A 15,387-nucleotide genomic window follows, 5' to 3' on the forward strand; every position below is an offset into this window, starting at 1 on the left:
CCCAGAATAGGTCGTTTAAAAGCCCCAAGAATGAGGGCGCAGCATTATAACACCGCTTCCAGATTATGGGTAGAAAAAATAAACGGCCCACTTTCTGAGCCGTTTATTATGTTCGAGTTGGCTACTCTATTACAGAATCGCTTTCTCTACAACGCGAACAAGAGTCCAAGACTTAGTCTTTGACAATGGACGGCATTCGTGGATTTCTACCACGTCACCGATACCACATTCGTTGTTCTCGTCATGTACATGCAGCTTGGTCGTACGTTTGATGAATTTACCATAGATTGGATGTTTCACCACACGTTCGATAGCAACAACCATGGATTTCTCCATTTTGTTGCTAATCACACGACCTTGCAAAGTACGGATTTGGTCAGTCATTACGCACCCGCCTTTTCAGTCAGTAAAGTCTTAACACGTGCGATATTACGACGCACTTGTTTCGACAGGTGAGTTTGTTGCAGCTGGCCACTAGCCGCCTGCATGCGCAAATTAAATTGCTCACGCAGCAGGTTGAGCAGCTCAGTGTTCAGCTCTTCAACGCTTTTTTCACGCAGCTCTTGTGCTTTCATTACATCACCGTCTTAGTTACAAAGGTGGTTCCTACAGGCAGTTTCGCTGCTGCGAGCTTAAATGCTTCGCGAGCAGTTTCTTCCGGCACACCAGCCATTTCAAATAAAACTTTTCCTGGCTGGATCAGGGCAACCCAATACTCTACGTTACCCTTACCTTTACCCATACGTACTTCGAGCGGCTTCTCGGTGATCGGTTTGTCCGGGAATACACGGATCCAGACCTTACCTTGACGCTTAATTGCACGTGTCATCGCACGACGGGCTGCTTCGATTTGACGAGCCGTCAGGCGGCAACGGCCACAAGCTTTCAGGCCGAACTCACCGAAGCTAACATCCGTACCTTGCGCAAGGCCACGGTTACGGCCTTTGTGCATCTTACGGAATTTTGTACGCTTTGGTTGTAACATCAGCGATTCTCCTTACTTGCGGCCTTTACGCTGCTGCTTTTTAGGTTGAGCAGCCGGTTCCGGTTGTTCAACAGCAGCCATACCACCCAAGATCTCACCTTTGAAGATCCATACCTTAACGCCGATTACACCATAAGTGGTGTGCGCTTCAGATGTGTTGTAATCGATATCCGCACGCAGTGTATGCAACGGAACACGACCTTCACGGTACCATTCGGTACGCGCGATTTCAGCACCGCCAAGACGGCCGCTTACTTCAACTTTGATACCTTTAGCGCCAAGACGCATTGCGTTCTGTACTGCACGCTTCATAGCACGACGGAACATAACGCGACGTTCCAGCTGTGAAGTGATGCTGTCAGCAACCAATTTTGCGTCCAGTTCCGGTTTACGGACTTCGGCGATGTTAATCTGTGCAGGAACGCCAGCGATATCCGCTACGACCTTACGCAGTTTTTCGACATCTTCACCTTTCTTGCCGATAACGATGCCAGGGCGAGCGGTGTGAATAGTCACACGGATGCTCTTCGCTGGACGCTCGATAACGATGCGAGAAACGGAAGCTTTCGCTAATTCCTTAGTCAGGAATTGGCGAACTTTAAAGTCGCTGTCCAGGTTGTCAGCGAATTCTTTGGTATTTGCGTACCAGGTAGAGTTCCAAGCTTTGACAATACCTAGTCGAATACCATTAGGATGTACTTTCTGACCCATTGCTAGTCTCCAGAGTCTCAGCGATCGGACACAACCACAGTAATGTGGCTGGTGCGCTTCAGGATGCGATCTGCACGACCTTTTGCACGCGGCATAATGCGCTTCATGCTAGGGCCTTCGTCTACGAAGATCTTCGTGACTTTCAGATCATCGATGTCAGCGCCATCGTTGTGTTCTGCGTTAGCAATGGCAGACTCCAGTACCTTCTTAACCAAACCAGCAGCTTTCTTGTTGGTGTAGGCTAGAGTTTCCAGAGCTTGCGACACTTTCTTACCGCGAATCAGGTCCGCTACCAAGCGAACCTTCTGAGCAGAAGAACGAGCGTGGCGATGTTTAGCGATAGTTTCCATCTCTTCCTCCTACCTTAGCGCTTTTTAGCCTTTTTATCGGCCGCATGGCCGCGATAAGTACGGGTCGGCGCGAATTCACCCAGTTTGTGACCGACCATTTCATCGGAAACGAATACTGGAACGTGCTGACGACCATTATGGACAGCGATGGTCAAACCGATCATATTTGGAAAGACCGTTGAACGACGGGACCAAGTCCGAATTGGCTTCTTGTCTCCGCTTTCCACCGCTTTCTCTACCTTCTTCAGCAAGTGCAGGTCAATGAAGGGACCTTTCTTGAGAGAACGTGGCATGGCTTATCCTCTAATTATTTTTTACTACGGCGACGTACGATGAACTTATCAGTACGCTTGTTGCTACGGGTCTTCTTACCTTTGGTCTGAACGCCCCACGGGGTTACCGGGTGCTTACCAAAGTTACGACCTTCACCACCACCGTGCGGGTGATCTACCGGGTTCATCGCCGTACCGCGAACGGTAGGACGAATACCACGCCAACGACTGGCACCTGCTTTACCCAGGACACGCAGCATGTGTTCAGCGTTACCGACTTCACCTAAGGTGGCGCGGCAATCAGCTAGAACCTTGCGCATTTCGCCGGAGCGCAGACGCAGAGTAACGTAGGAACCGTCACGAGCAACGATCTGAACGTATGCACCAGCAGAACGAGCCAGTTGGCCGCCTTTACCTGGTTTCATTTCTACGTTATGAACCGTTGAACCAACTGGGATGTTACGCATAGGCAGGGTGTTACCTGCTTTAATTGCAGCATCAACGCCAGATTGAATCTGGTCACCAGCTTTCAGGCCTTTAGGCGCCAGGATATAACGGCGTTCGCCGTCTTTGTACAGAACCAGCGCGATATTCGCGGAACGGTTCGGATCGTACTCCAGACGCTCTACCACAGCAGGGATACCATCTTTGTTGCGTTTGAAGTCAACCAGACGATAATGTTGCTTGTGGCCACCACCGATATGACGGGTGGTGATACGGCCATTGTTGTTACGGCCACCGCTTTTGCTTAATTTCTCAAGCAACGGGGCATAAGGCTTACCCTTGTGCAGCTCAGGGTTAACCACTTTAACAACGTGGCGACGACCCGGAGATGTAGGTTTACATTTAACAATTGCCATTGTTTACTCCTCCGACTTACTCTGCGCCGCCGATGAAGTCCAGATTCTGGCCTTCTTTCAGGGTGACGTAAGCTTTTTTCCAGTCGCTACGACGACCAACACGCTGACCGTGACGCTTACTCTTGCCTTTAACCAGCAAGGTGTTAACGTCTTCGACTTCGACTTCAAACAGTTTCTGCACTGCAGCTTTAATTTCTGCTTTGGTCGCGTCTTTGGCAACTTTGAGAACGATGGTGTTATTCTTTTCCATCGCAGCGGACGCTTTTTCAGATACATGCGGCGCGCGCAGTACTTTCAGCAGACGTTCTTCACGAATCATGCCAGCATCTCCTCAACTTGCTTCACAGCATCAGCAGTCATAACCACTTTGTCGAAGGCGATCAGGCTAACTGGGTCGATACCGGCTACATCGCGAACGTCAACCTTGTACAGGTTGCGAGCTGCCAAGAACAAGTTCTCGTCCAGTTCACTCGTTACGATCAGCACATCTTCCAGAGCCATATCTTTCAATTTCTGCGCCAGCAACTTAGTTTTAGGTGCTTCAACAGAGAATTTTTCGACAATGATCAGACGATCTTGACGTACCAATTCGGACAGAATGCTTTTCAGCGCGCCGCGGTACATCTTTTTATTTACTTTCTGACTGTGGTCCTGAGGCTTCGCAGCAAAGGTCACACCACCTGAACGCCAGATCGGGCTCTTTACAGAACCTGCTCGCGCACGGCCAGTACCTTTCTGGCGCCACGGTTTTTTACCGGAACCAGTCACTTCAGCGCGGGTCTTCTGAGCACGAGTACCTTGACGGGCACCTGCTGCATAAGCAACAACAACCTGATGTACCAGCGCTTCGTTGAAATCACGACCGAAGGTAGTTTCGGAAACAGTCAGCGCGCCTTGCGCGTCTTTCAATACTAATTCCATTGCTATCCCCTTACGCCTTCACAGCTGGTTTAACGATCAGGTTGCCACCGGTAGCGCCCGGTACAGCACCCTTAACCAACAGCAGGTTGCGCTCAGCGTCAACACGTACTACGTCCAGGCTTTGAACAGTTACACGTTCGTCACCCAGGTGGCCAGCCATTTTCTTGCCTTTGAACACTTTGCCCGGAGTCTGGTTTTGACCGATAGAACCCGGAACACGGTGAGACAAGGAGTTACCATGGGTAGCATCTTGGGTACGGAAGTTCCAGCGCTTAACAGTACCGGCAAAACCTTTACCTTTAGACGTACCTGTAACGTCGACTTTCTTAACGTCTGCAAAAATTTCGACGCTAATTTCTTGACCAGCAGTAAATTCTTGACCTTCTGGAAGGCGGAATTCCCACAGACCACGGCCAGCTTCTACGCCAGCTTTAGCGAAATGACCCGCTTCTGGTTTGGTAACGCGGTTAGCTTTTTTAGCACCGGTAGTTACTTGCACAGCACGGTATCCGTCGTTCTCCAGGCTTTTGACCTGAGTTACGCGGTTCGCTTCAATTTCGATAACAGTTACTGGGATTGAAACGCCATCTTCAGTGAAGATACGAGTCATGCCCACTTTTTTACCGACTAAACCAATCATTGTTTCAACCTCTCAATCGCTCAATGACCTGATTAACCCAGGCTGATCTGCACGTCTACACCGGCAGCCAGATCCAGACGCATCAGAGCATCAACGGTTTTCTCGGTTGGCTCAACGATGTCAACCAGACGCTTGTGAGTGCGAATCTCGTACTGATCACGCGCATCTTTATTGACGTGCGGAGAGATCAGAACGGTAAAGCGCTCTTTGCGAGTTGGCAGCGGGATCGGACCACGAACCTGCGCACCAGTGCGCTTGGCAGTCTCGACGATTTCCGCAGTTGATTGATCGATCAAACGATGATCAAACGCTTTCAGGCGGATACGGATTCTTTGGTTCTGCATGAGACCAGAGCTCCAATTATTTATAAACGTAAATGATTACTCCTCGCACCCATTTCGATTGATGGGGGAGTGTAATCGTTCAACATATAACCCCCATATCGGGAGTATTGTTCAGTCACAACACTAAGTCGTAACCGACAGATTAGTATCAATCTGACCTATCAAGATTAGGTAGGCCCGCGCATTATACGTAAATACCAGCAGGAAGCAAGCTGGTGTTGAAAATCTATGCGAAAACTTACCAGATAATTTAATTAGGAGGGAATAAAGCCATTCGTGGGGATTCTAGTGAACAAGAGTGAGGCCAATATAGCCCTCACTCCCTTGACCCAGATACGTTATAGCTGAACTCTATCGAGTGATTTGTGAGTCAGTCTTTTGCCAGCTGGGCCTGAGAATAATTCTGAATTCCCAAACGGTCAATCAGGCTAAGCTCGGTTTCAAGCCAATCAATGTGCCCTTCTTCTTCAGCCAGAATCTCTTTCAATAAATCACGACTGACATAGTCATGGATAGAATCTGCATAGGCAATGCCTTCACGCAGATCTTTCGCGCCGGCGAGTTCAAGCGCTAAATCAGATTTCAGAATTTCTTCGACATCCTCACCAATATTCAGCTTGCCTAAATCCTGCAAGTTGGGAATACCTTCAAGGAATAGAATGCGTTCGATATACTTATCTGCATGCTTCATTTCATCAATGGATTCGTGATACTCCTTATCATTAAGGCGCATCAGTCCCCAGTTTTTAAACATTCGGGCATGGAGAAAATATTGATTGATAGCAACCAGCTCGTTTCCGAGTAGTTTATTGAGATGTGCAATTATCTTTTTATCGCCTTTCATAGATATACCCTCCGCTTCCAGTACTAAAAGTGTAGTACCAGATGGCAAAGTGTGGGGAAAACTTATCCCTGCTAACTATTAGGCAACATCATTCATTTCTGGAATGTTAGCGCGCTCCTCGATCAAGATCTCTCTAGCCTGTCGAATGCACTTCCCGCAGTCTGTACCTATGGGTACAAGTTGACGTAATTGTTGAATGGTATGTGGATGGTGCTGACGTACGACTTTACGAATAACTTTGTCAGATATCGCATTACACAGGCAAACATACATAAAATGACTCACTTCTTAACCGATATTTCAAGTGTAAATAAGAATGCGAGTTATTTCAATTAAGATTATTCATCTTGGGCAATAAAAAAGGGCGCCGAAGCGCCCTTTTAACTTAATCAATAAAGCAATTAAGCGATAACTTTAGCAACAACACCAGCGCCAACAGTACGGCCGCCTTCACGGATTGCGAAACGCAGACCGTCGTCCATTGCGATTGGGTGGATCAAAGTCACAACCATGTTAACGTTGTCACCAGGCATTACCATTTCGATGCCTTCTGGCAGTTCGATGGTACCAGTCACGTCAGTTGTACGGAAGTAGAACTGTGGACGGTAACCTTTGAAGAACGGAGTATGACGGCCGCCTTCTTCTTTGCTCAGAATATAAACTTCTGAATCAAAGGTAGTGTGTGGTTTGATTGAGCCTGGTTTAGCCAGAACTTGACCACGTTCGATGTCTTCACGTTTGATACCACGCAGCAGAACACCAACGTTCTCGCCTGCACGGCCTTCGTCCAGCAGTTTGCGGAACATTTCAACGCCAGTACAAGTAGATTTAACAGTATCTTTGATACCAACGATCTCTACTTCTTCACCAACTTTAACGATACCGCGCTCTACACGACCAGTTACAACAGTACCACGGCCTGAGATAGAGAATACGTCTTCGATAGGCAGCAAGAATGGCTTATCGATAGCACGTTCTGGCAGTGGAATGTAGCTATCCAGTGCTTCAGCCAGTTCAATGATTTTAGCTTCCCACTCAGGAGCGCCTTCCAGTGCTTTCAGAGCTGAGCCTTTGATTACTGGGATGTCGTCGCCTGGGAAATCGTAAGCAGAAAGAAGTTCACGAACTTCCATTTCTACCAATTCCAGCAGCTCTTCATCATCAACCATGTCGCATTTGTTCATGAATACGATCATGTATGGAACGCCAACCTGACGGCCCAACAGGATGTGCTCACGAGTCTGTGGCATAGGGCCATCAGTTGCAGCAACAACCAGGATAGCGCCGTCCATCTGAGCAGCACCGGTGATCATGTTTTTAACGTAGTCGGCGTGCCCTGGGCAGTCAACGTGCGCATAGTGACGAGTCGGGGTGTCATATTCAACGTGAGAAGTGTTGATGGTGATACCACGTGCTTTTTCTTCTGGTGCGTTATCGATCTGATCGAAAGCACGAGCGCTACCGCCGTAGGTTTTAGCCAGTACGGTGGTGATTGCAGCAGTCAGGGTAGTTTTACCATGGTCAACGTGGCCGATAGTACCGACGTTTACATGGGGTTTGTTACGTTCAAATTTTTCTTTAGACACGACTATATTCCTTACTCTTGTGCTCTCCCACTGATGAGAGAGCACTGGATCATTGTTTTAAACCCGAAAGCTTATTTGCCACGGGCTTCGATAACGGCTTTAGCGACGTTACTAGGTGCTTCTGCATACTCCAGGAATTCCATAGAGTAAGAAGCACGGCCCTGAGTCTGAGAACGCAGGTCAGTAGCATAACCGAACATTTCAGACAACGGAACCTTGACGCGAACGGTTTTACCGGTAGCTGTATCTTCCATACCTTCGATGATACCGCGACGACGGTTAAGGTCGCCCATTACGTCACCCATGTAATCTTCAGGGGTTTCGACTTCAACCTTCATGATTGGCTCAAGCAGAACTGGTTTAGCTCGTTTGAAACCTTCTTTAAAGGCGATAGAACCGGCTAATTTAAACGCCAATTCTGAGGAGTCAACGTCATGGTAAGAACCGTAATGCAGACGAATTTTAACGTCAACAACCGGATAACCAGCCAGAGGACCGGCTTTCAGTTGTTCCTGGATGCCTTTATCAACAGCAGGGATGAACTCTTTAGGAATAGAACCACCAACGATTTCGTTGACGAATTCATACCCAACGCCACCCGGTGGCAACGGAGACATGTCGATAACAACATGACCGTACTGACCACGACCGCCTGATTGCTTAGCGTGCTTACCTTCCACGTCCTTAACGGTATCGCGGATAGTTTCACGGTATGCAACCTGAGGTTTACCGACGTTTGCTTCCACGTTAAATTCGCGGCGCATACGGTCAACCAGGATATCCAAGTGCAACTCACCCATACCTGCGATGATAGTCTGACCAGATTCTTCGTCAGTCCAAACGCGGAATGATGGATCTTCTTTTGCCAGACGACCCAGAGCCATACCCATTTTTTCTTGGTCGGCTTTGGTTTTTGGTTCAACGGCAACAGAGATTACTGGCTCTGGGAACTCCATACGTTCCAAGATGATCGGATTAGCTGGGTCACACAGGGTGTCACCAGTCGTCACGTCTTTCAGACCAATCGCTGCTGCGATGTCGCCAGCATGAACTTCTTTGATCTCTTCACGTTTGTTGGCGTGCATCTGTACGATACGGCCCAAACGCTCACGCTGTGAACGCACTGAGTTCAGCACGGTGTCACCGGAATTTACAACACCAGAGTACACACGGAAGAACGTCAAGTTACCCACAAACGGGTCGGTAGCAATTTTGAATGCCAGTGCAGAGAACGGCTCTTTGTCGTCAGAGTGACGAACTGCCGGAGTATCTTTACCGTCATCCAGAATACCGTTGATAGCTTCAACATCAGTTGGTGCTGGCAGGTATTCGATAACCGCATCCAGCATTGCCTGTACGCCTTTGTTTTTAAACGCAGAACCACAGGTAACCAAGATAATTTCGTTGCGCAGAACGCGTTGACGCAGAGCTTTCTTGATTTCTTCTTCGGTCAGCTCTTCGCCGCCCAAATATTTGTCCATCAGCTCTTCTGACGCTTCAGCAGCAGATTCAACCAGATTCTGGTGCCATTCAGCAGCCAGCTCAGCCATATCAGCCGGGATCTCTTCGTATTCGAAGGTCACGCCCTGATCAGCTTCGTTCCAGTTGATCGCTTTCATTTTTACCAGGTCGATAATACCGGTAAATTTCTCTTCCGCGCCGATAGCCAGTTGCAATGGAACTGGATTCGCGCCCAGACGAGATTTAATCTGACCAACAACTTTCAGGAAATTCGCACCCATACGGTCCATTTTGTTAACGAACGCGATACGTGGAACTTTATACTTGTTAGCCTGACGCCATACGGTTTCAGACTGTGGCTGAACACCACCAACTGCACAGTAAACCATTACCGCGCCGTCAAGAACACGCATGGAACGTTCTACTTCGATGGTGAAGTCAACGTGCCCAGGGGTGTCAATGATATTGACGTGATGTGGTTCGAACTGTTTAGCCATACCAGACCAGAAGCAGGTAGTAGCTGCAGAAGTAATGGTAATACCACGCTCCTGCTCCTGTTCCATCCAGTCCATGGTGGCTGCGCCGTCATGAACTTCACCGATCTTATGGTTTACACCGGTGTAAAACAGGATACGTTCGGTAGTGGTTGTCTTACCGGCGTCGATGTGAGCGCTGATACCGATATTACGATAGCGCTCAATGGGTGTTTTACGAGCCATTTGATTCCTCTATTCCTAGGGCGTTCATTCGGTTAACCCATGCGGGTTGGCTGTTGAGCGCCCGCATGGTTATTCCCGCTTTTTCGTTTAGCCAAGATTGGCGTCTGCGCTGTGCGGCTACTCGCCGTACTGATGTACCGTCTCGTAGCTGCTCGCTGGCTTTCGCCTTGTCCTGTCGAAAAAACAGGAATACACAAACTACTACGTGGTAATTACCAGCGGTAGTGGGCGAACGCCTTGTTAGCTTCGGCCATACGGTGAACGTCTTCACGTTTCTTAACAGCAGAACCTTTGTTCTCTGCTGCGTCAGACAGTTCATTCGCCAAGCGCAAAGCCATGGATTTATCACCGCGTTTACGAGCAGCATCAACGATCCAACGCATTGCCAAGGCATTACGACGAACCGGACGAACTTCAACTGGTACCTGATAAGTAGAACCACCAACGCGGCGAGACTTAACTTCGACAGTCGGGCGCACGTTATCCAGAGCTACTTCGAAAGCTTCCAGAAAATCTTTACCAGAACGCTGAGCCAGGGTCTCCAGCGCGGTATAGACGATTGCTTCTGCAGTAGATTTTTTACCATCTACCATCAGGATATTTACAAATTTAGCCAACAGTTCAGATCCGAACTTAGGATCTGGTAAAATTTTACGTTGGCCAATTACACGACGACGTGGCATGGAAATACTCCGTTGTTAATTCAGGGTTGTCCAAAACTCTAAGAGTTTATTTTGACATTAATGTGAAAATGTTTGGCCTTACTTAACGGAGAACCATTAAGCCTTTGGCTTCTTCACGCCGTACTTAGAACGTGATTGCTTACGGTCTTTAACACCTGAGCAGTCAAGCGCGCCGCGAACGGTGTGGTAACGCACACCTGGCAAGTCTTTAACACGACCGCCACGGATCAGGATCACGGAGTGTTCCTGTAGGTTATGACCTTCACCGCCGATGTAGGAGGTGACTTCAAAACCGTTAGTTAAACGCACACGACAAACTTTACGCAGTGCGGAGTTAGGTTTTTTCGGGGTGGTTGTATATACGCGGGTACATACACCACGTTTCTGCGGGCATGCTTCCAGCGCAGGAACGTTGCTTTTAGCAACCTTCATGCTGCGTGGCTTGCGAACCAGCTGGTTAATCGTTGCCATTATTAAAAAAGCTCCTGGTTTTTTGCTTCGTAAACACGTGATAAATCCCCCTCGTTTGCACTACTGGCAGAGAACGAGGACGCAGAATTTTATGGCTGACTATCTAAGGTGTCAAGAAATATACAGCATTGACTGCATTACCATGCCAGTTGTTGCTGATGTTTTAGGGTCAAATCCACGAAGTGAGTATAGCCGATTAGCGATACATTGTCTGAAATTTGACCGGATAGGCCGCGCGCAGTAACGTCATCTTCCAATACAAATAGCGAAGCTGGGTTATTTAACAATAGCTTAAGGCTTTCACTGTTTTTCAAAACACTCATGACGCCATCTTGCAGAAATAAAATCTCATCTTCAGATGTGGCCAATCTCAGCAAAGCAGATAAATCGCAGTGATAAGGTGAATGACTGACGGTATACAGCATTATGGCTACCTAAATCCCATTAAAAAGTCAGCACAACATCATAAGTTGCCAATTGGTGGCGCAAATTTACCGGAGATAATACCTCAACATCAAGTACCCAATCCGTCATTTTGTTCAATCCACGTTGCTGCAATGATGCTTCGCAGATATAACAATTCTCGACATCGTACAGGGGTAAGACACCGAAAGTCGCAATATAGTTTCTGGAGAGAATTTTTTCTGGTTGCTGCTGGGGTAGCAATTGCAAAACACCGTCAGAAATGAAGAATACACCTAAATCTTCACTCAATGCCGATGTCGCCAGTAAGGCATCTAGTCCTTCTCGGCCTGCTGAGTTGCCATGAGGGCCTTGGGTGAAAACAAAAGCAATACGTTTCATGGCCATTAAAATTGCACCATACGATCGCAGGTCAATGCGGCTTCAGCCAATGACCCTAAACCACTCAGAGTAAATCCCGGCTGCAGATTAGCGGCTGCCAGATTGAGTTGTTTTGCTTCATGCTGGTCTGTCACACCTCGGCGCAATGCTGCTGCCACACAAACATTCAGCGTAACTGCATGTTCAGCGGCCAGTTTTTGCCATGCCCGTACCAAATCAAACTCATCATTCGCCGGCGCGGTCAGCTGGTTGGCATTCAGCACACCTTCACGGTAGAAGAACACGCTGGTTAAAGTATGGCCGGCCTGGATAAGGGCTTGCGCAAACTGATAGGCACTGCTTGATTGCTGGGTGCCATATGCAGGCCCGGTAACCATCAGGCAATATTTCGCGACATTTACCTCGGACATTAACGATCGTGCCCGACGAGATCACCGCTTTTAAACTGGCGAATGTAGAGATAAACCGTGTGTTTAGAGATATTGAGCCGCTCTGCCACCTGATTAATGGCATCTTTGATATCAAAAATCCCTTTTTCGTAAAGATTGAGTACCACCTGACGATTCTTCGCATTATTGGAAACATTGCGGTCGGCATTCACTTCCTCGATGGTGAACTCCAGTGTCTGAGCCACCAGGTCATCAACCGATGATGCAAAGTTTACTGAGGAAGGGACTTCTTGTGTTTCTGGCGGCATGAAAGTCTGAATGATTTGCGAGAAAGGCACATCCAGATTCATGTTAATGCATAGCAGACCAATCACCCGCTGATCACGATTACGGATAGCGATAGTGACAGACTTCATCAACACTCCGCTTTTGGCACGCGTGAAATAAGCCTTTGAAACACTGCTGTCGGCACCCGCCATATCATGCAGCATCCGTAGAGCCAAGTCGGTTATTGGTGAACCAATCTGCCTTCCTGTATGTTCGCCATTAGCAATTCTTACCGCAGAGCTTTTTAGGTCTTCCAGTGAATGCAGGACAATTTCACAGTGGTTGCCAATAAGCATAGCCAAGCCATCAACGATAGCTTCGTATGATTTTAGTATTTCATGGTCCGTCTGACTGAACGGACGTTCATCCAGTAAATCCAGTTCACTGGTTTCGCTACTGAGAAGCGAATTAGACATCGAAGACACCATCCTCTACGTAAAGCCTGTCTCAATATCGTTGGCAGACTAATAACTCAATATCTTAGATTTTAAGTCTAGCAAAAATGCCGAGATAAAATCCTTGCGTTTGCGCGTGATATTGACGTTAAGCCCACAAGCCATAAACCGTCAAGTTATCAACGAGCAGAAGTGTAAATTGATAGATATACCGCAAAAAAAACCGCCACGACAAATATCGCGGCGGTTATCAGTATAACCGGGTAACTAAGCTAAATTACTTCTTAGCTTTTGCGTCCGCAGCGGCAGCAGGCTGTTCTTCAGCAGCATCTGCTTTAGGCGCCGCTTTTATATCCAGCAGTTCTACATCGAATACCAAAGTAGAGTTAGCAGGGATACCAGGGACGCCTGTTTTGCCGTAAGCCAGCTCTGGCGGGATAACCAGAGTGATCTTGCCGCCTTTCTTAATTTGCTTCAGGCCTTCGGTCCAGCCTGGGATAACACCGTCCAAGCGGAAGGACAGTGGCTCACCACGTTTGTAAGAGTTATCAAACTCAGTACCATCAGTCAGTGTCCCTTTGTAGTTGACCACAACGGTATCGCTGTCTTTTGGTGCATCACCGGTACCGGCTTTCTCTACTTTGTATAGCAAGCCAGACTCGGTTTTCTTCACATCTTTTTCTTTAGCGAAGGTTTCACGATACTTAGCGCCTTTATCGGCATTTTCTTTAGCGTCCTGCTCCATTTTGGCCTGAGCAGAAGCTTTTACGCGTGCTTCAAAACCTTGCAAGGTTTTTTCAATTTCTTCGTCAGTCAGTTTACTTTTGCTAGCAAAAGCATCTTGTACACCAGCGATCAACTGGTCTTTATCCAGTTTGATACCCAGCTTTTCTTGCTCTTTTAGGGAGTTATCCATGTAACGTCCTAATGAAGCACCTAATGCATACGCTGCTTGCTGGTCATCATTCTTAAATGCGCTATTGGTCGTTGCTGCCGCATCAGCAGCTTTAGCTGTTTCTGCAGCAAAGGTCGCAGAGGTATTCAGGGTCAGCGCCATGGTGGTAGCCAGTAGCGTTACTTTAAACAGTGATTTCATCCATTTCTCCATTGGCTTAAGGACACTTACCCCAAGCAACGATTATAAGTGTAACTTGTACTATAACTGCCTGTGCGAACACAAAACAATCTCTATGCTCATGCTATTAAGTGATATTGAGACTTTTTTTACTACAAGAAGTTTCGTTTTATCGATATCTTGACCCTCGCAGAGCAATCACGGGGTTTTACAGGTAGAATCTGCCCTCCCTTGCCAATTTCCCTATGACCATCGGGTGGAAAGTGGCCTAAAGGTCTGATTTGCAGTCATGAGAGGTAATTAAGATGGAACAATCCCTGTTTGAGCAACGGCTGGAAATGCTGGAAAGTCGTCTGGCATTTCAGGAAGTGACGATTGATGAACTCAATTTGATCGTGACGGAACATCAGATGGAAATGAGTAAACTGCGGGAGCATCTGCGTCTATTGACCGATAAACTGCGGGCATCCCAGCCTTCAATGCTGGTAGCAGAATCGGATGAAACACCGCCTCCGCACTATTAGCATCACATTGGCAGTAAGTGGCGCTGACAGAAACATCCCGTCGCGCTGATAGCAAAAAGCCAGCCGCAAGGCTGGCTTTTGACTGAACCCGGTTAACTCACCAAGTCAGATTTTAGTGGCAGCCGCAGCCGCCGCCTTTACCACAACCGCCTTTGCCGTGCTCATGACCGTGCTCACCTTCATCATGGCCATGGCCGCCGCAGCAACCGTCACCATGTTCGTGGTGATGATCATGCTCACCATGTACGTGACCATGTTGCAGCTCTTCTTCTGTTGCTTCACGGATAGCAACCACTTCAACGTGGAAGTTCAAATCCTGACCCGCCAGCATATGGTTACCATCAACCACCACGTGCTCATCTTCAACAGCAGTGATTTCTACTGGTACTGGACCTTGATCGGTATCAGCCAGGAAACGCATGCCAACTTCCAGCTCGTCAACACCCATGAAAACGTCTTTCGGTACACGCTGCACCAGATTTTCATCATAGCTGCCGTAACCTTCATCTGCGTTTACACGCACATCAAAGCTGTCACCAGCTTCGTGGCCTTCGAGCGCTTTTTCCAAACCAGCGATCAGGGAACCGTGTCCGTGCAGGTAGTCCAACGGCGCGCTCACCGGAGACTCATCAACTAAAACACCGTCTTCTGTACGTACCTGGTAAGCCAGGCTGACCACCAAGTCTTTTGCTACTTTCATGATATCTCCTACCCTTGGAACAAAAATTGGCACAGATTGTAGCGGAAATCTGCACCGCTGTACCCTCCAGCATAAAAAATCGCGAAGGATAACGCTACTCCGGATGGAAAATACCGATCACTTGTTCATTGGCGCGAACATGTTGACTGACTTGTTCATCCGTCTGACGCTGATGGTGACCGCACTTCACACACTCCACCACTTCAACCTGATCCTCACGCCATAACGCTAGTGTATCCAATGCCTTACATTGAGGACAAACGGCTCCGGCGATAAATCTCTTACGTGTTCTCGTCTGGTTATTTGACGTCATTTTACCGTTTTCT

Annotated in this window: 25 protein-coding genes; 1 reads left to right on the plus strand and 24 read right to left on the minus strand. The window is 48.0% G+C overall.

Annotated features, from left to right (window positions below; translation table 11 throughout):
* Positions 1–129 precede the first annotated feature (129 nt).
* From rpsQ to fkpA, 22 genes are all read right to left on the minus strand, one after another.
* Complete coding sequence (gene rpsQ, locus DJ58_RS10495) at positions 130–384, minus strand: 30S ribosomal protein S17 (RefSeq protein ID WP_004709243.1); 255 nt, start codon at positions 382–384, stop codon at positions 130–132.
* Positions 384–575, minus strand: a complete 192-nt coding sequence (gene rpmC, locus DJ58_RS10490) for a 50S ribosomal protein L29 (RefSeq protein WP_005159843.1) — start codon at positions 573–575, stop codon at positions 384–386. The genes rpsQ and rpmC overlap by 1 nt, the downstream gene beginning before the upstream one ends.
* Complete coding sequence (gene rplP, locus DJ58_RS10485; RefSeq protein ID WP_002218940.1) at positions 575–985, minus strand: 50S ribosomal protein L16; 411 nt, start codon at positions 983–985, stop codon at positions 575–577. Before rplP ends, rpmC begins: the two co-directional genes overlap by 1 nt.
* A 12-nt stretch (positions 986–997) precedes the next feature.
* Positions 998–1,696, minus strand: coding sequence for a 30S ribosomal protein S3 (rpsC, locus tag DJ58_RS10480; protein ID WP_002221644.1), 699 nt, complete (start codon positions 1,694–1,696; stop codon positions 998–1,000).
* A 17-nt stretch (positions 1,697–1,713) separates the two neighbouring features.
* A complete protein-coding gene (gene rplV / locus DJ58_RS10475) occupies positions 1,714–2,046 on the minus strand; it encodes a 50S ribosomal protein L22 (protein WP_004391423.1) in 333 nt (110 codons plus the stop codon).
* Positions 2,047–2,060: 14 nt separating this feature from the next.
* Positions 2,061–2,339 carry a 30S ribosomal protein S19 gene (rpsS, locus tag DJ58_RS10470; RefSeq protein ID WP_002213430.1) on the minus strand — a complete coding sequence of 93 codons (279 nt, stop codon included), beginning with the start codon at positions 2,337–2,339 and terminating at the stop codon, positions 2,061–2,063.
* 14 nt (positions 2,340–2,353) lie between these two features.
* Positions 2,354–3,178 (minus strand): 50S ribosomal protein L2, encoded by an 825-nt coding sequence (gene rplB / locus DJ58_RS10465; protein ID WP_004709246.1) that lies wholly within the window; start codon positions 3,176–3,178, stop codon positions 2,354–2,356.
* Between the two features lie 16 nt (positions 3,179–3,194).
* Complete coding sequence (gene rplW / locus DJ58_RS10460) at positions 3,195–3,497, minus strand: 50S ribosomal protein L23 (RefSeq protein WP_005159841.1); 303 nt, start codon at positions 3,495–3,497, stop codon at positions 3,195–3,197.
* Positions 3,494–4,099 carry a 50S ribosomal protein L4 gene (gene rplD / locus DJ58_RS10455; RefSeq protein WP_004709248.1) on the minus strand — a complete coding sequence of 202 codons (606 nt, stop codon included), beginning with the start codon at positions 4,097–4,099 and terminating at the stop codon, positions 3,494–3,496. The genes rplW and rplD overlap by 4 nt, the downstream gene beginning before the upstream one ends.
* A gap of 10 nt (positions 4,100–4,109) precedes the next feature.
* Positions 4,110–4,739, minus strand: coding sequence for a 50S ribosomal protein L3 (gene rplC / locus DJ58_RS10450; RefSeq protein ID WP_004709250.1), 630 nt, complete (start codon positions 4,737–4,739; stop codon positions 4,110–4,112).
* A 32-nt stretch (positions 4,740–4,771) separates the two neighbouring features.
* Positions 4,772–5,083, minus strand: coding sequence for a 30S ribosomal protein S10 (rpsJ, locus tag DJ58_RS10445; RefSeq protein ID WP_001181005.1), 312 nt, complete (start codon positions 5,081–5,083; stop codon positions 4,772–4,774).
* Positions 5,084–5,453: 370 nt separating this feature from the next.
* Entirely contained in the window at positions 5,454–5,927 is a 474-nt protein-coding gene (gene bfr, locus DJ58_RS10440; RefSeq protein ID WP_004709252.1) for a bacterioferritin, read from the minus strand.
* A gap of 78 nt (positions 5,928–6,005) precedes the next feature.
* Positions 6,006–6,200 carry a bacterioferritin-associated ferredoxin gene (bfd, locus tag DJ58_RS10435; RefSeq protein ID WP_032911071.1) on the minus strand — a complete coding sequence of 65 codons (195 nt, stop codon included), beginning with the start codon at positions 6,198–6,200 and terminating at the stop codon, positions 6,006–6,008.
* Positions 6,201–6,328: 128 nt separating this feature from the next.
* On the minus strand, positions 6,329–7,513 hold the full coding sequence (gene tuf / locus DJ58_RS10430) for an elongation factor Tu (RefSeq protein ID WP_004709254.1): 1,185 nt from the start codon (positions 7,511–7,513) through the stop codon (positions 6,329–6,331).
* A 71-nt stretch (positions 7,514–7,584) separates the two neighbouring features.
* The gene (fusA, locus tag DJ58_RS10425) at positions 7,585–9,693 is read right to left on the minus strand and encodes an elongation factor G (RefSeq protein WP_004709255.1); all 2,109 of its coding nucleotides are present in this window, start codon (positions 9,691–9,693) and stop codon (positions 7,585–7,587) included.
* Positions 9,694–9,905: 212 nt separating this feature from the next.
* On the minus strand, positions 9,906–10,376 hold the full coding sequence (gene rpsG / locus DJ58_RS10420; protein WP_002212324.1) for a 30S ribosomal protein S7: 471 nt from the start codon (positions 10,374–10,376) through the stop codon (positions 9,906–9,908).
* Positions 10,377–10,472: 96 nt separating this feature from the next.
* Positions 10,473–10,847 (minus strand): 30S ribosomal protein S12, encoded by a 375-nt coding sequence (gene rpsL, locus DJ58_RS10415; RefSeq protein WP_002212323.1) that lies wholly within the window; start codon positions 10,845–10,847, stop codon positions 10,473–10,475.
* 137 nt (positions 10,848–10,984) lie between these two features.
* Positions 10,985–11,272 carry a sulfurtransferase complex subunit TusB gene (tusB, locus tag DJ58_RS10410; RefSeq protein WP_004709258.1) on the minus strand — a complete coding sequence of 96 codons (288 nt, stop codon included), beginning with the start codon at positions 11,270–11,272 and terminating at the stop codon, positions 10,985–10,987.
* 19 nt (positions 11,273–11,291) lie between these two features.
* Entirely contained in the window at positions 11,292–11,657 is a 366-nt protein-coding gene (gene tusC / locus DJ58_RS10405; protein ID WP_072186960.1) for a sulfurtransferase complex subunit TusC, read from the minus strand.
* Positions 11,657–12,061 (minus strand): sulfurtransferase complex subunit TusD, encoded by a 405-nt coding sequence (tusD, locus tag DJ58_RS10400; RefSeq protein ID WP_032911072.1) that lies wholly within the window; start codon positions 12,059–12,061, stop codon positions 11,657–11,659. Before tusD ends, tusC begins: the two co-directional genes overlap by 1 nt.
* Positions 12,061–12,783 (minus strand): helix-turn-helix transcriptional regulator, encoded by a 723-nt coding sequence (locus tag DJ58_RS10395; RefSeq protein WP_004709261.1) that lies wholly within the window; start codon positions 12,781–12,783, stop codon positions 12,061–12,063. The genes tusD and DJ58_RS10395 overlap by 1 nt, the downstream gene beginning before the upstream one ends.
* A gap of 256 nt (positions 12,784–13,039) precedes the next feature.
* Positions 13,040–13,858, minus strand: a complete 819-nt coding sequence (gene fkpA, locus DJ58_RS10390; protein ID WP_032911073.1) for an FKBP-type peptidyl-prolyl cis-trans isomerase — start codon at positions 13,856–13,858, stop codon at positions 13,040–13,042.
* A 284-nt stretch (positions 13,859–14,142) separates the two neighbouring features.
* On the opposite strand from fkpA, the gene DJ58_RS10385 reads away from it, so the two are divergent.
* Positions 14,143–14,361 carry a protein SlyX gene (locus tag DJ58_RS10385; RefSeq protein ID WP_004709265.1) on the plus strand — a complete coding sequence of 73 codons (219 nt, stop codon included), beginning with the start codon at positions 14,143–14,145 and terminating at the stop codon, positions 14,359–14,361.
* A gap of 112 nt (positions 14,362–14,473) precedes the next feature.
* On the opposite strand, the gene slyD is transcribed toward DJ58_RS10385, so the two are convergent.
* Complete coding sequence (gene slyD, locus DJ58_RS10380) at positions 14,474–15,061, minus strand: peptidylprolyl isomerase (RefSeq protein ID WP_004709267.1); 588 nt, start codon at positions 15,059–15,061, stop codon at positions 14,474–14,476.
* A 94-nt stretch (positions 15,062–15,155) separates the two neighbouring features.
* Complete coding sequence (locus tag DJ58_RS10375; protein WP_032911117.1) at positions 15,156–15,374, minus strand: YheV family putative zinc ribbon protein; 219 nt, start codon at positions 15,372–15,374, stop codon at positions 15,156–15,158.
* Positions 15,375–15,387 lie beyond the last annotated feature (13 nt).

The sequence above is a fragment of the Yersinia frederiksenii ATCC 33641 genome, from assembly GCF_000754805.1.
GTDB lineage: Bacteria > Pseudomonadota > Gammaproteobacteria > Enterobacterales > Enterobacteriaceae > Yersinia > Yersinia frederiksenii.